This is a genomic window from Paenibacillus sp. UNC496MF (assembly GCF_900113915.1).
Taxonomy (GTDB): domain Bacteria; phylum Bacillota; class Bacilli; order Paenibacillales; family Paenibacillaceae; genus Paenibacillus_Z; species Paenibacillus_Z artemisiicola.
In genome coordinates this window covers 108,354-122,679 of record NZ_FORE01000009.1, presented here as the reverse complement: position 1 = coordinate 122,679, position 14,326 = coordinate 108,354, and the positions used below count along the sequence as shown (strand labels likewise).

General features: G+C 63.1%; 13 protein-coding genes and 1 tRNA gene. 10 read left to right on the top strand and 4 right to left on the bottom strand.

Annotated elements, in window-relative coordinates:
* The first annotated feature begins 188 nt into the window (after positions 1-188).
* From hemE to hemG, 3 genes are read left to right on the top strand one after another with little or no spacing between them, the layout of a single operon-like run.
* Positions 189-1,268 (top strand): uroporphyrinogen decarboxylase, encoded by a 1,080-nt coding sequence (hemE, locus tag BMZ79_RS16400; protein ID WP_090641742.1) that lies wholly within the window; start codon positions 189-191, stop codon positions 1,266-1,268.
* Positions 1,261-2,202, top strand: a complete 942-nt coding sequence (gene hemH, locus BMZ79_RS16395; protein WP_090641741.1) for a ferrochelatase — start codon at positions 1,261-1,263, stop codon at positions 2,200-2,202. Before hemE ends, hemH begins: the two co-directional genes overlap by 8 nt.
* Positions 2,203-2,253: 51 nt before the next feature.
* The gene (gene hemG / locus BMZ79_RS16390; RefSeq protein WP_090641740.1) at positions 2,254-3,723 is read left to right on the top strand and encodes a protoporphyrinogen oxidase; all 1,470 of its coding nucleotides are present in this window, start codon (positions 2,254-2,256) and stop codon (positions 3,721-3,723) included.
* A 64-nt stretch (positions 3,724-3,787) separates the two neighbouring features.
* Here the strand turns inward: hemG and BMZ79_RS16385 are convergent, their stop codons facing one another.
* The gene (locus tag BMZ79_RS16385; RefSeq protein ID WP_090641738.1) at positions 3,788-4,327 is read right to left on the bottom strand and encodes a phosphatidylglycerophosphatase A family protein; all 540 of its coding nucleotides are present in this window, start codon (positions 4,325-4,327) and stop codon (positions 3,788-3,790) included.
* A 163-nt stretch (positions 4,328-4,490) separates the two neighbouring features.
* On the opposite strand from BMZ79_RS16385, the gene BMZ79_RS16380 reads away from it, so the two are divergent.
* From BMZ79_RS16380 to rdgB, 3 genes are all read left to right on the top strand, one after another.
* Positions 4,491-5,546, top strand: a complete 1,056-nt coding sequence (locus BMZ79_RS16380) for a GerMN domain-containing protein (protein WP_090642152.1) — start codon at positions 4,491-4,493, stop codon at positions 5,544-5,546.
* A gap of 144 nt (positions 5,547-5,690) precedes the next feature.
* Positions 5,691-6,437: a ribonuclease PH gene (gene rph / locus BMZ79_RS16375; RefSeq protein ID WP_090641737.1), complete on the top strand. Its 747-nt coding sequence runs from the start codon at positions 5,691-5,693 to the stop codon at positions 6,435-6,437.
* Entirely contained in the window at positions 6,434-7,075 is a 642-nt protein-coding gene (rdgB, locus tag BMZ79_RS16370) for an RdgB/HAM1 family non-canonical purine NTP pyrophosphatase (protein WP_090641736.1), read from the top strand. The genes rph and rdgB overlap by 4 nt, the downstream gene beginning before the upstream one ends.
* Before the next feature lie 206 nt (positions 7,076-7,281).
* Here the strand turns inward: rdgB and asnB are convergent, their stop codons facing one another.
* Positions 7,282-9,126 carry an asparagine synthase (glutamine-hydrolyzing) gene (gene asnB / locus BMZ79_RS16365; RefSeq protein WP_090641734.1) on the bottom strand — a complete coding sequence of 615 codons (1,845 nt, stop codon included), beginning with the start codon at positions 9,124-9,126 and terminating at the stop codon, positions 7,282-7,284.
* Positions 9,127-9,251: 125 nt separating this feature from the next.
* Here asnB and BMZ79_RS16360 point away from each other — a divergent pair, with 125 nt between their 5' ends.
* The 3 genes from BMZ79_RS16360 to BMZ79_RS16350 all read left to right on the top strand — a co-directional run bounded on the left by BMZ79_RS16360 (position 9,252) and on the right by BMZ79_RS16350 (position 11,474).
* On the top strand, positions 9,252-9,614 hold the full coding sequence (locus BMZ79_RS16360; protein WP_090641733.1) for a hypothetical protein: 363 nt from the start codon (positions 9,252-9,254) through the stop codon (positions 9,612-9,614).
* 2 nt (positions 9,615-9,616) lie between these two features.
* Positions 9,617-9,958: a hypothetical protein gene (locus tag BMZ79_RS16355; protein WP_256252781.1), complete on the top strand. Its 342-nt coding sequence runs from the start codon at positions 9,617-9,619 to the stop codon at positions 9,956-9,958.
* 184 nt (positions 9,959-10,142) lie between these two features.
* Entirely contained in the window at positions 10,143-11,474 is a 1,332-nt protein-coding gene (locus BMZ79_RS16350) for a 5'-deoxyadenosine deaminase (protein ID WP_090641731.1), read from the top strand.
* A 75-nt stretch (positions 11,475-11,549) separates the two neighbouring features.
* On the opposite strand, the gene BMZ79_RS16345 is transcribed toward BMZ79_RS16350, so the two are convergent.
* The gene (locus BMZ79_RS16345; RefSeq protein ID WP_090641730.1) at positions 11,550-12,422 is read right to left on the bottom strand and encodes an SDR family oxidoreductase; all 873 of its coding nucleotides are present in this window, start codon (positions 12,420-12,422) and stop codon (positions 11,550-11,552) included.
* 627 nt (positions 12,423-13,049) lie between these two features.
* Positions 13,050-13,126 (bottom strand) — tRNA-Arg (locus BMZ79_RS16340).
* Positions 13,127-13,409: 283 nt separating this feature from the next.
* Here BMZ79_RS16340 and BMZ79_RS16335 point away from each other — a divergent pair.
* The gene (locus tag BMZ79_RS16335) at positions 13,410-14,291 is read left to right on the top strand and encodes a hypothetical protein (RefSeq protein WP_090642151.1); all 882 of its coding nucleotides are present in this window, start codon (positions 13,410-13,412) and stop codon (positions 14,289-14,291) included.
* Positions 14,292-14,326: the final 35 nt, after the last annotated feature.

Below are 14,326 nucleotides of genomic sequence, written 5' to 3'. Positions count from 1 at the left end.
GCGGCCGTTATCGCTTCCGAAGCTATAAAGCAAGTATACCACAGCGGGGAGAAAGTCCAAGAACGGCGCGGCCCAAACCTGACATTGTCATATGATTGTCATCGTTGCCGCGAGAGGGACGGTTGTTACGGCCAAGCAAAAAGGGCATAATGGAAACGTAGGGAAAACGATAGAAATGGGGAACTTCAATGGGCTACAACGACTTATTCATCCGGGCTTGCCGGGGCGAACACGTCGATCGCTTACCCGTTTGGTATATGCGGCAGGCGGGACGGTACGATCCCGACTACCGTAAAATAAAAGAACAGTACTCGTTGCTCGAAATCTGCAAGCAGCCCGAACTCGCCGCGGAAGTGACGATGATGCCGGTCAAGAAGCTGGGCGTCGACGCGGCGATTCTTTATTCCGACATCATGAATCCCGTCGCCTCCATCGGCATCGATTTCGACATCGTCGCGAACGTCGGGCCGGTGATCCACAATCCGATCCGGACGGCGGACGACATCGCGCGGCTGAAGCCGATCGACGTCGAAGGCGACCTCTCCCACGTGCTGGAGACGATCCGCCTCCTGGTCCGCGAACTGGACGTGCCGCTCATCACGTTCGCCGGCGCGCCGTTCACGATCGCGAGCTACCTGATCGAAGGCCGTCCGTCCAGGTCGTACATCAAGACGAAGACGATGATGTATGCCGAGCCGAAGCTGTGGTTCTCGCTGATGGACAAGCTCGGCGACATGGCCATCGCGTATTTGCGCGCGCACATGGCGGCGGGCGGCAAGGCGTTCCAGCTGTTCGACAGCTGGGTCGGGGCGCTGGCGCCGCGCGACTTCGCGACGTACGTGCTGCCGACGATCGAGCGGATCTTCCGCGAGCTGTCCGACCTGCCGCAGCCGAAGATTTATTTCCCGGGCGTGGCATCGGGCGAGCTGCTGGCGACGCTCGGCGGCGTGCGGGCCGACATCGTGGGCTTGGACTGGCGCGTGCCGGTAGCGGAAGGCCGCCGCAGGCTGGGCGGCGCGTTCGGGGTGCAGGGCAACCTCGACCCGTACGTGCTGACGGCGCCGATGGACGTCATCCGCGAGCAGGCGAAGACGATCATCGACGAAGGCGTCCAGGCGCCGAAATTCGTCTTCAACCTCGGCCACGGGCTGTTCCCCGAGGCGCCGCTCGACAAGCTGCGCGAGCTGACGGACTACGTGCACGCGTATTCCGCGGAAGCGATCGCGGCGCTCGGGGCGAAACCGAAGGAGGTCGCCCGTCATGGCTAATCCGAAGATCGGCGTGCTCGTCATGTCGTACGGCACGCCGGAGAGCATGGACGGCATCGCGGAGTACTACACGCATATCCGCCGCGGCCACGCGCCGACGCCGGAGCAGCTCGCGGAGCTGACGGCGCGCTACGAGGCGGTCGTCGGCGGCGTCTTCCCGCTGCGGGAGAACACGAACCGCCAGGCCGACGGGCTGCAGGCGGCGCTCGACGCCGCGGCGCCGGGCCGGTACGCCGTGTACCAAGGGCTCAAGCACGCGCGCCCGTACATCGAGGACGGCGTCGCGTCGATGGCCGCGGACGGCGTGAAGCAGGCGGTCGGCATCGTGCTGGCCCCGCATTTCTCCACGATGAGCGTCGGCAGCTACATGCAGCGCGCGCGGGAGGAAGCGGAAGCGAAGGGGATCGCGTTCGAGGCCGTCGAGAGCTACCACCTGCATCCGAAGCTGATCGAGGCGCTCGTGAAGCGCGTGAAGGATGCGTACGCGGAGCTGGAGGCGAAGACGGGCGGCGAAGGGCCGCTGAAGGTGCTGTTCAGCGCCCACAGCCTGCCGGCGCGCATCCGCGAGATCGGCGATCCGTACGAGGAGCAGCTGCTGGCCACGTCGGCGAGCGTCGCGGAAGGCGCGGGCACGCCGGATTGGGCGTTCACGTGGCAGAGCGCGGGGCGGACGCGCGAGCCGTGGCTCGGCCCGGACATCCTCGAGACGCTGAAGGAAACGGCGGATGCCGGCTACAAGGGCGTGCTGTCGGCGCCGATCGGCTTCGTCTCGGAGCATCTCGAGGTGCTGTACGATCTCGACATCGAGGCGCAGGCGGTAGCGAAGGCGCTCGGCATTCAACTCGTCCGCATCGACATGCTGGGCACGGACCCGCTCTACATGGAGACGCTGGCGGACTGCGTCGAGCAAGCGAGCCGGGGCGCGTTTATCTAGCGCCGGCGCGGCGGGACGCGGATTTACATGGACAGAGGAGATGACTCGCACATGCGGAGCAACGGTAAGCTGGATCGATTCGTCGTCATCGGCGGCGGGATCAGCGGACTCACCTCCGCTTTTTATTTGAAGAAGGAAGCGGAGCTGCGAGGACGCGAGGCGCATATTACGGTCGTGGACCCGTCGGAGAGGATCGGCGGCAAAATCAATACCCTGCGGAAGGAAGGCTTCGTGATCGAGAAGGGCCCGGATTCCTTCCTCGCGCGGAAGACGCCGATCATCGACTTGGCCTTCGACCTGGGCATCGAGAACGAGCTGACGGGGACGAATCCGGCCGCGAAAAAAACGTACATCGTGCATCGCGGGAAACTGCATCCGATGCCGCCGGGGCTCGTGCTCGGCGTGCCGACGGAGATCATGCCGTTCGCCAAGACGGGGCTGCTGTCCTGGGGCGGCAAGGCGCGGGCGATGCTCGATTTCGTTCTGCCGGCGAGCAAGGCGGAGGGCGACGAATCGCTCGGTTCGTTTCTGAGCCGGCGCGTCGGCCCGGAAGTGATGGAGCGGATCGCGGAGCCGCTGCTGGCCGGGATCTACGCCGGCGACTTGAGCAAGCTGAGCCTGCAGGCGACGTTCCCGCAATTCCGGGAAGCGGAGCGGCGGCACGGCAGCCTCATCCGGGGAACGCGGGCGAACCGCGGCAAGGGAACGGCGGCGCCGGCCGCGCCGGGCCGGCTGCCGAAGCGGGCGCAGGGCAGCATGTTCCTGACGTTCCAGAACGGCCTCGCGACGATGCTGGAGGCGCTGACGGAGGCGCTTGCCGGCTGCGACAGCCGGTTCGGCTGCAAAGCCGTCGCCTTCCGGAAGAATGAGCCCGGGGAAGCGGACGGCCCGGAGGCGGCGCCGTACGATGTGCTGCTGAGCAACGGCGAGATCCTGCCGGCGGACGGCGTCGTCATCACGGCGCCGGCCTTCGACGCGGCCGATCTGCTGGAGCCGCACCTGCCGGTGGACGCGCTGCGGAGCATTAATTACGTGTCGGTCGCCAACGTCGTCATGGCGTTCGACAAGGCGGCGATCGGCATCGAGTTCGACGGCTCGGGCTTTCTCGTGCCGCGCTCGGAAGGCATGACGATCACGGCGTGCACGTGGACCTCGGCCAAGTGGCTGCACAGCAGCCCGTCCGACAAGGTGCTGCTGCGCTGCTACGTCGGCCGCGCGGGCGACGAGGAGGTCGTCGACCTGCCCGACGGCGCGCTGACGGACGCGGTGCGCCGCGACATCAAGAGCGTGCTCGGCATCGCGGCGGAGCCGCTGTTCACGGAGATCACGCGGCTGCATCGCTCCATGCCGCAGTATCCCGTGGGGCATCTCGAGGCGACGGCGCGGCTGCGGGCGCAATTGCGCGCGGAAATGCCGGGCGTCTGGATCGCGGGCGCGGCGTTCGAAGGCGTCGGCCTGCCGGACTGCATCCGGCAGGGCAAGGACGCGGCCGCGATCGTATACGACGCGGTCGAGGGGTAACCAAACGAAAAGGACGAAGCGGCCTGAAGGCCGCTTCGTCCTTTTTTCGCGCGCCGCTCCGGGTTCAGTCGATCGGCGGGCCGACCGCGCCTTCGCGCTCGGCTTGCTTGCGGTGCGCGATGCGGCTGCTGGCGGACGCGGCGATCGCGCCGACGATGTCGTCCAGGAACGTATGGCACGCCGCGTCGTGCTTGTCGTTCAGCTTCTTCAGAATGCCGGGCTTCAGCTTGTCGACGTAGCCGAAGTTCGTGAAGCCGATGCTGCCGTACACGTTGACGATGGACAGCGCGAGCACTTCGTCGCAGCCGTAGAGCCCTTCGTCGTTCTCGATCATTTCCTGCAGCGGGGACAGCAGCTTGCCTTCTTCGGCCAACAGGTCGAGCTGAATGCCGGTCAGCACGGCGTTTTGCACCTCTCGCTTGGTGAGCACGGCTTCGACGTACTGCTCGCATTCCAGCTGCGTCAAATCCGGGTAGTAGTCTTTCTGCAGAAACAGGACGAGCTCGGCGATTTGCGGCGTCGTCACGCCGCGCTTCGTGAGCCATTCCTTCGTGGCTTCGGCGATCTTGGCGCTGTTCAATGAATACGTTTCGGATTTGGTCATTGACGGTACACCCCTTGTCTCATTTTCGTGGACAAAACTGGTCTAATCGGTCGGGAGGGCTCGTATACATAGTACTACAAAGCAGGACTTGTACCAAAAGGGCGTCATGTCCGCAGGTTCGAAGCCGTAACGGCTATGTATCCAAAATGGGGAGGAAATGTTCATGACTCATTATCGCCTGTTTCGCCGGGCAGCGCTCGCCGGAGCTTTGGCTCTGCCCATCTTGACGACCGGCTGCGGCCTGTTCTCTCAGCCCGCCAGCGAATCCATCGATCCGCCGCAAAACGGCACGCAAAACGTCAGCGCGAACGTCGATCCGGGCTCGGAAACCGCCGCGCAGGGCGACCAATCGCAGATGACGCTGTACTTAAGCGACCGCAACGGGCTGCTTGCCCCGGTCACGGTCATGGCGGCGCTCGGCCAGGACGAGAAGCCCGGCCAGAAAGCGCTTGAAATGATGGTGGAGGGCAGCGCGTACGCGAACGAACTGCCGGACGGCTTCAACGCGGTGCTTCCGAAAGGGACGACCATCAAGCAGCTCAACCTGATTCCCGACCAGAAGCTCGCCGTCGTCGACTTCTCGAAGGAATTCGGGAACTATACCGCCACGGAAGAACGGAAGATCGTCGAGGCCATCACGTGGACGCTGACAAGCCTGCCGGACGTGCAAAACGTGAAGATTTGGATGGAAGGCAAGGAGCTGGCGGAAATGCCGCAGGACGGCATGCCGATCGACGAGCCGCTGACGCGCGCCGTCGGCATCAACCTCGAAGCCGCGGATGGCGTCGATTACAGCACCTCGGCGCCCGTGACGATTTATTTCTCCGCGCTCTCGCCGGACAACGAGCCTTATTATGTGCCGGTCACGCGGCTCGTAAACCGCAGCAACAACCGCGCCAAGACGGCGATCGAGCAGCTGATCAGCGGGCCGATCGGCAACCTGCCGCTACGGGCGGTCGTGACGCCGGACGTCGTGGTCAAGAACGTGTCCAAGGCGAAGGACGTCGTGACGGTCGAGCTGCAGGACGACAGCTTCCAGCCGGGCACGCAGGAACCGGCCGAAATGCTGCAGGCCGTCATTCTTTCCCTGACCGAGAACACCGGCTTGTCCAAGGTGCAGATCAAACTGAACGGCAAATCCGACTTCGTCGACACCATGAACCAATCCTACAGCGAGCCGGTCAGCCGTCCCGAGCACGTCAATGCCTTCAAATCGTAATCGCCAAGCCCGGCGGATGCCGGGCGAGCGACCGGGTCCGCCCTTCGGGGCGGATCTTTTTTTGCCGCTCGTGGAGGCGATAGATGTTTTTCCCAATCGCATTTGGTAAAATAGTCTGGACCCATCGACAGGAGGATTACGATTATGAGATTGGACGGACGGCAGGCGGACGAGCTTCGCCCGGTCACGATTACGCTGCAACCCAACAAATACGCGGAAGGCTCCGTGCTCATCGAGTTCGGCGATACGAAGGTGCTGTGCACCGCCTCGATCGAAGAGCGGGTGCCGCCATTCATGAAAGGGCAGGGCAAAGGCTGGATCACGGCGGAATACGCGATGCTGCCGCGCGCGACGCAGGTGCGCAACCAGCGGGAATCCGCGAAGGGCAAGCTGACGGGCCGCACGATGGAAATCCAGCGGCTGATCGGCCGCGCGCTCCGCTCGGTCGTCGACTTGCACGCCCTCGGCGAACGCACGGTCACGCTGGACTGCGACGTGCTCCAGGCGGACGGCGGCACGCGGACGACGTCGATCACGGGCGCGTTCGTCGCGCTCGCGCTCGCGGTGGACAAGCTGAATAAGAACCATGCCTTCGCCAAATACCCGATTACGGACTTCCTGGCTTCGGTCAGCGTCGGCGTCATCGGGGGGCGAACGCTGCTCGACCTGAATTACGAGGAAGATTCCAAGGCGAAGGTCGACATGAACGTCGTCATGACCGGCGCCCGCAAGTTCGTCGAGGTGCAGGGCACGGGCGAAGAGTCGCCGTTCTCGCGCGAGGAGCTGGACGCCTTGCTCGCCTCCGCGGAAGCGGGAATCGCCGGCTTGATCGCGAAGCAGCGCGACATGCTCGGCGAAGCGGGCAGGCGCATCGGGACGCTCAGCGTATGAAGCGGGGCGATACGGTCGTCGTCGCGACGAAGAACGCCGGGAAGGTGAGGGAATTCGCGCACGCCTTCGGCAAGCTCGGCATGAACGTCGTCAGCATGTTCGATTATCCCGGCCTGCCGGACGTCGTCGAGGACGGCGCCACGTTCGCGGAGAACGCGCGCAAGAAGGCGCGGGAGGTGGCGGAAGCGCTGAACCTGCCGGTGATGGCGGACGACTCCGGGCTGGAGGTGCGCGCGCTCGGCGGCGAGCCGGGCGTCTATTCGGCCCGGTATTCCGGCGAAGGCGCGACGGACGCCCGCAACAACGAGAAGCTGCTGCGGGAGCTGGCGCGCGTCACGGACGGCGGCGCCGCGGCGGACCGGCTGCCGGACGGCGCGAAGCTGCTGAGCGAGGCGCGGTTCGTGTGCGCGCTGGCGCTGTACGATCCGGAGTCCGGCGCGTTCGCGGAGAGCGAGGGCGAGGTGCCGGGCTGGATCATGGACGAGCCGAAGGGCGGCGGCGGATTCGGCTACGACCCGCTGTTCTGGGTGACCGCCGAAGGAAAAGGCATGGCGGAGATGTCCATGGAGGAGAAGCAGGCGATCAGCCACCGCGGGCGCGCGCTGGCGTCGCTGCTGCGGAAGCTGGGCGCGGAATAACGCCTAGAGGCAATAAGCAATTGGCCGGACGGCAAGCAGCATGCAAACAGTAAGCAAGTATCAATCAGTATCAAGCCAGTGCCAGTCGAGCATCATTCTCAAGCAAGATCATTCTCAAGCAAAACCCCCGTTCGCACGGAAGCGCTCGCGAGTCGAACTCGCGCTCTTCGGCGACGGGGGCTTTTTTGTTAGATCCATTGCATGCATTACCGGATGACGACCTTGTAGTCGCGCAGCCACATATCCGTTTGGAGCAGGTAGGCGAACAGCTGCGGGCCGGACATCAGCTGGCCGAACCACGGCAGGTTGGAGCTGGCCGATTCGGATTCCGCGAGCTGGCGGATTTTTTTGACGTTGATGAGCGGCAGCAGCGGGGAGTTGCCTTCGTTAATGACGTCGAGCAGCCGCGTGCGCACGGCGTTCAAGTAGTTCGGGTTGTGCGTCTTCGGGTACGGGCTCTTCTTGCGGTACAGCACGTCGTGCGGCAGCACGTCTTCGAGTCCCTTGCGAAGAATGCCTTTCTCCCGGTCGCCGGCCGTCTTGATTTCCCACGGGATGTTGAAGACGTACTCGACGAGGCGATGGTCGCAGAACGGCACGCGCACTTCGAGCCCGACCGCCATGCTCATCCGGTCCTTGCGGTCGAGCAGCGTCGGCATGAACCGGGTGATGTTGAGGTACGACATTTGCCGCATTTTGCGCGTCTGCGCGTCTTCGCCCGGGAGATGCGGCACCTCCGCGACGGCGTCGAGGTAACGGTCGCCGATGTATTCGAGCGGCCGGATCCAGGCCGCGACGTCCTGCGAGAGGAGCTCCGCCCGCATGCCCGCGGCGAGCGACCAGGGGAACGTGCCGGCGTTCAGCGCGTCCTCGCGGTGGAACCACGGGTAGCCGCCGAAGATTTCGTCGGCCGCTTCGCCGGAGATCGCCACGGTCGCTTCCTTCTTGATTTCCCGGCAGAAGAGCAGGAGCGAGGAATCCACGTCGGCCATGCCGGGCATATCCCGCGCCGTCATCGCTTCGTGCAGCGCGCCGACGAGCTCCGGCGTATCGACCACCGTCGCGTGGTGAACCGTGCCGAGATGCGAGGTCATCCGCTGGATCCACGGCGCGTCGGCATTCGGCTGGAACGCGTGGGATTTGAAATGCTTGTCGTTGTCGACGTAATCGACCGAGAACGTGTGGACCGTGCCTTGGCCCGTTTCTTTATAATAATTGACCGCGAGCGTCGTGAGCGCGCTGGAGTCGAGCCCGCCCGACAGCAGCGTGCAGAGCGGCACGTCGGACACGAGCTGACGCTCGACGGTGTCCTTCAGCAGGTCGCCGACGGTGCGCGCGGTCTGCTCGACGTTTTCGGCGTGCGGACGGCTTTGCAGCTTCCAATAATGCGAAACATGCAATCCCGCCCGGTTCACCGTGGCGCACTGGCCCGGCAGCAGCTCCGAGATGTCGCGGTAGACGCCGACGCCGGGCGTGCGCGCGGGGCCGTTGATGAAGATTTCCGCCAAGCCCTCCGGTCCGACCTCCGGCTTGACTTCGGGATGCGCGAGCAGCGCCTTCGGCTCCGAGCCGAAAATAAACCGGCCGAGCTGGCGGGCGAAGAAGAACGGCTTGACGCCGAGCCGGTCGCGGGCGATGAACAGCTGCTCCTCCCGGACGTCCCACAGCGCGAAGGCGAAGATGCCGTTGAACCGTTCGACGCAGGACGGCCCCCATTCCATGTAAGCGACCAGCAGCACCTCGGTGTCGCAGGTCGTCGTAAAGCGCCGGCCGCGGCCTTCGAGCTCCCGTTTCAGCTCTGGCGCGTTATAGAGCTCGCCGTTATAGACGAGGACGTACGTATCGTCGTCGGACGTGCGAACCATCGGCTGCGCTCCGTTCGCGGGATCGATGACGGAGAGCCTGCGATGGCCGAGCGCGCAATGCGGCGAGATCCAGGTACCGGAGGCGTCCGGGCCGCGGTTCGCCAGCGTTCCGGTCATTTTCTCCAGGATGATGGATTGTTTCGTCAGGTCGGCGGTCCAATCGATCCAGCCCGTGAATCCACACATGGTTCTCATTCCTTTCTTGATGCAGGGTTAAAACAGCGATACTAGCATGGTTATGCCCTGCGCATGGATAAAATGTCTGTCCCCCGGGGGATGCTAGAACGATATAAAGGAGGGAGTAGTCCATCATGGCCAATGAGCACGAAGCATCCTATTACGACCGCAAACCCTATTACGTCTCCGTCCAGGCCGGGTCGGTCGTGGAAGATCCGACGGTCACCGGCTACGAGCTGGCGATCGCCGCGAACGAAGAAGAATTGAACCGGCTGCAGGAGCTGCTGGAGGAGTACGCGACGATGGACGAGGCGCAGACTGCTGCGAATTGGACCAATCCTTTTTGGGGCGCCGCGACCGATTCCGACAAGCGCATGAACGCGGGCACCGACGGGCTGCTCGTGGATATCTACCGGCTGCTCTACGAGCTCGGCACCGACGAAACGAAGCGCCACGTCGCGACGATGGGGCTGTTTCCCGAAGGGAGCTTGCAATGATCGTGAAGGAAGCGCATGTGAAGGGCGCCTCGGACCGGGACGGCTTGCACTGCGCGGAGGTGGAGGTGCAGACGAGCGATGCGCACAATCCCGATCTGCTGGCGTATTTCGGCCGTTCGCAGGACAACGACTACGACATGGTCGCGGTCGTGCGCAGCGACGCCCGCCCGGACGCCGACTGGTACGACAACAGCCTGCACCAGGCTTACGCCGACGTCACGGACGAGCTGTTCGATACGCCGACGATGAAGACGGATTGGGGCGAACGGGAATCGTTCAAGGAGCAGGTGCTGTCGTACCCGGGCGTGCGCGCCGACATCCGGCGGCTGATGGACTGGTCCTGAAGAGGCGGTCTGACGGGGCTGTCCGGGGAGAAGTTCGACGGAAACGAGTTCGCGCAGAGGGGAAGCGGCGCGAGCCGTTTCTTTTTTTTGAATGTTCAATTTATTCCCGGCGGTTCCGTGCTACAATCTGAACATAGATGGCGGGGATGCTCGCGGCGTCAGGCGAAGGAGGCGAAGGTTGTCCATGGGAACGACTGTATTGCGCGATGCGACGATCGTCACGATGAACGACAGGGACGAGATAATTACCGGCGATGTCATGTTCGAGGATGATAAGCTGGTGGCCGTCGGCGGACCGCTCCCGGCGCACGACCCGGCGGCGACGACCGTCGTGGAGGCGAAGGGCAAGCTGCTGCTGCCCGGGTTCGTCCAGACGCATATCCACCTATGCCAGACGCTCTTTCGCGGACAGGCCGACGACATGGCGCTCATGGATTGGCTCCGGACGCGAATCTGGCCGCTCGAAGCGGCCCACGACGAGGAGTCGGTCTATTATTCCGCGATGCTCGGCATCGGCGAGCTGCTGCGCGGCGGGACGACGACGATTCTGGACATGGAAACCGTCAGCCACACGGACTTCGCGTTTCAGGCGATGGCGGCGGGAGGCATACGGGCGATTTCCGGCAAAGTCATGATGGACGCGGGCGGCGACGTGCCGAAGGGGCTGCGGGAGGACACGGACCGCTCGATTGCCGAGAGCACCGCGCTGCTCGAGAAATGGCACGGCTTCGACAACGGCCGGCTAAAGTACGCGTATTGTCCGCGGTTCGTCGTCTCGTGCACGGAGCGGCTGCTGAAGGAAGTGCGGGACCTCTCGGCTTGGCATAACGTGCTCGTGCATACGCACGCCGCGGAGAACCGGGAGGAGATCGAGCTCGTCCGCAGCCAGCGGGGGATGCGCAATATCGCGTATCTGGACCATATCGGCCTGACGTCGCCGCGGCTGGTTCTGGCGCACTGCGTCTGGCTGGACGACGAAGAACGGGAGATTCTGCGGAAGACGGGGACGCGCATGACCCATTGCCCGGGCTCGAACCTGAAGCTGGCGTCGGGCGTGGCGCTCGTGCCGGAGCTGCTGGAGCAGGGCATTCAGATGGGCATCGGTGCCGACGGCGCGCCGTGCAACAATACGCTCGACATGTTCCAGGAGATGCGGCTGACCGCGATGCTGCACAAGGTGCGCCTCGGGCCGGAGGCGATGAAGGCGCGGCAGGTGCTGCGCCTGGCGACGATCGGCGGGGCGCGGACGCTCGGGCTGGATCATCTGATCGGCAGCATCGAGACGGGGAAGAAAGCGGATCTGGTCCTGCTCGATCTGGAGGATTTTCAGACATTCCCGTCATACGGCGCCGATCCGTATTCCCGGATCGTCTACGCGGCGTCGCGGAGCAGCGTCTCGTACGTCTGGGTCGACGGCAAGCTGGTCGTGGAGCGGGGCAAGGTGAAGACGGTCGACAAGCGCAACGTGCTGCGCGAAGCCGACCGGTCCATCGCCAGGCTGCTCAAGCGCATCTGAACGGCAAAAAGCCGGGAACGTCCGCGCATGCCGCAAGGCATGGGGCGTTCCCGGCTTTTCCGGTTCCGGCCGCGGTCAGCCGTTGACGATTTCGCCGCCGTTCACGTGAATGACTTGGCCGCTCACGTACGACGAGTCGCTGCTCGCCAGGTACACGTAAGCCGGCGCCAGCTCCTCCGGCTGGCCGGCGCGCTTCATCGGGGTATCGGCGCCGAACTTGGCCACCTGCTGCGCGTCGAACGTCGACGGGATGAGCGGCGTCCAGATCGGCCCCGGCGCCACGGCGTTGACCCGGATGCCCTGCGCGGCGAGGTTCATGGCCAGCGAACGCGTGAACGCGACGATGGCGCCCTTGGTGGACGAGTAATCGAGCAGCGTCGGGCTGCCGTGGTACGCCGTGATCGACGCCGTGTTGACGATGGCCGAGCCGGCCTTCAGATGCGGCATGGCGGCCTGCGTGATATAGAACATGCCGAAGATGTTCGTTTTGAACGTCCGCTCCAGCTGCTGCGGGGTAATCTGTTCGATTTTATCCTTCGGGTGCTGTTCCGCGGCGTTATTGACGACGATGTCGAGCCCGCCGAGCTTGTCGGCGGCTTTCTCGATCGCGTCCTTGCAGAACTCCGGATCGCCGACGTCGCCCGCGATCGTCACGCATTTGCGTCCCAGATCTTCGATCAGGCCTTTCACCTCGCCGGCGTCGTCGTGCTCGTCCAAGTACACGATCGCGACGTCCGCGCCTTCCTTGGCGAACATGAGCGCGACGGCGCGGCCGATGCCGCTGTCGCCGCCGGTGATGACCGCCGCTTTGCCGGCCAGCTTGCCGGCGGGCTTGTACCCTTCGGCCTGAAACCGGGGGAGCGGATTCATGTCGCTTTCCAGGCCGGGCTGACGGTTCTGGTGCTGCGGCGGAAACGACGTCGGACGGTTGGCGGATTGTTGCGTCATACTGAGATCACTCCTTCGGGAGAATAGCATGCTTGCATGATTGGACTCATGCGGTATTCCTTTATAGTGCGGCGATCCCTATTTATTTAAACGCGCCCGTCCGGATTGCTAACGCGATAACGAAAAAATCCCGGCCCCCGGCATGCGGCAGGACCAACGAATGCGTTATTTTACTTTCGGGCAATAACCGTAACGCCCCCGGTTGCTGCCCGCAGCGTCTGCCGCGGAGTCGGACGCGGAATCCATTTTTTATGATGAAACGGAGCCGAAAGTTCTCGTTTGCGATACAAATTGTATCGAGAGTTGCGCAACAAAGAGGTGGCTTATCATCAAGAGCAACCATTCCCCGGGGAAGCATTCGAATCTAGCGTACGAGCTGCGTTCGTTAAAGGCCGATCTGAAGGTTCTTGATCTTCAATTCAAAGAACTGATGGCAACGTTGACCGCGTTTGAGATAAAAATTGTCCGAATCCATACGTGTTAGGCCGCCTCGGCTCGTAATCGACTTCCGGCCCGCGAGCAAATCGCGCAGCCGGCGAGCTCTGAAGGAATGACAAAAACGCCTTAATCCTAATGTGTCAAAGGATTGAGGCGTTGCGATTGAATTCAGACGCATGGAAAACGAAATGGCGTCCCAGGAGGGATTCGAACCCCCGACAACACGCTTAGAAGGCGTGTGCTCTATCCAACTGAGCTACTGGGACACGTAAGCAATATCTTAGCATGGGAACCATCGTTTTGCAACAGGTAAATGTTTATTTTCCGCCCTGACCGGGTTGCTGACGCGACTCTACTAAAATATCGTCCGCCGGGGTTTCAAAAAAAACGGCTTCGGCCAAAATGGAAATGAGCGGCAGGTAATGTTATAATCGAGCTCTACCCGAACATCAGGCCGGCCGGCAGCGCGGCATACAAGGCGGTGATTCTATTACGACGTCCAATTCTACCCCCGATGAAAATAGAGAGAACGTGTATTTGTTTCCGAACATGCTCGACCAATACCAAAATCAGCTGACCCGGCTGCTGGAATCGGAGCAGTACGGCGAAGCCAAGGAGCTGCTGCGGTTTCTGCTGCATTGCCAGGGCGAGGAGAAACGGCATTACGACGAGTGGAGCAACCTGCTCAACTGGCTCGACGTCGCCTTTCCCGGGTACGAAGGCAAAGGAAACGGCAATCCATCCTACATAGAAGACGAAGAAAACGAAGCTACCATACGCGAGCAAGCTTTAATCCCGAACGATTACGACGAGGATTACGTGCAGCAGGTGCTCTACGTCATGAAGCACCATCCCGTCGCGGACCAGCAGCTGCTCGCGCTCGAACGCGCGGCGTATTTGACGCATCCAGGCGTGGACGAAGAGATTCTGACCTGGCTGACGGGCACCGAGCTGCATCCGGAGCTGCAATTCAAGGCGCTGCAATGCTTGAAGAAGCGCGGCGTGACCGGCACCGTCGGCTTGGAGCGGATGGGCGAGTTCGCGGAGCTGGAAATCGAAGAGACGCCGCTTTCCTTGGACGAGTTTCCTCCGGTGGCGGTCCGGGTCGCCGAGCGCGTGGAGTCCGTGACCGAGGTCGTTGAAGCGTCCATGCCCCATTTCGCCCGCGAGCTGTGGAAGGAATGCCTGCAGTGCATCTACGGCACCACGGCGTACGAACGGCTGCGCGGCGACGACGACGAGACGGTCGACTGTTTTGCCGCGGCGCTGCATCAGGTACTGGAATTGTCGCTCTACGGACGGGCCGACGACGACGACATCCGGGAAACCTACGGCATCACGGACGCGCTTCGCTTTCGTTACGAGCAGGCGTGCCGGACCCTTCGCCAGACGGTCCAGCTGCGGCTGGAGGAAGGCGGGGACAAGTCTTGAAATCCCGCTTGATGTAGAGTATAATAGAATGGTTT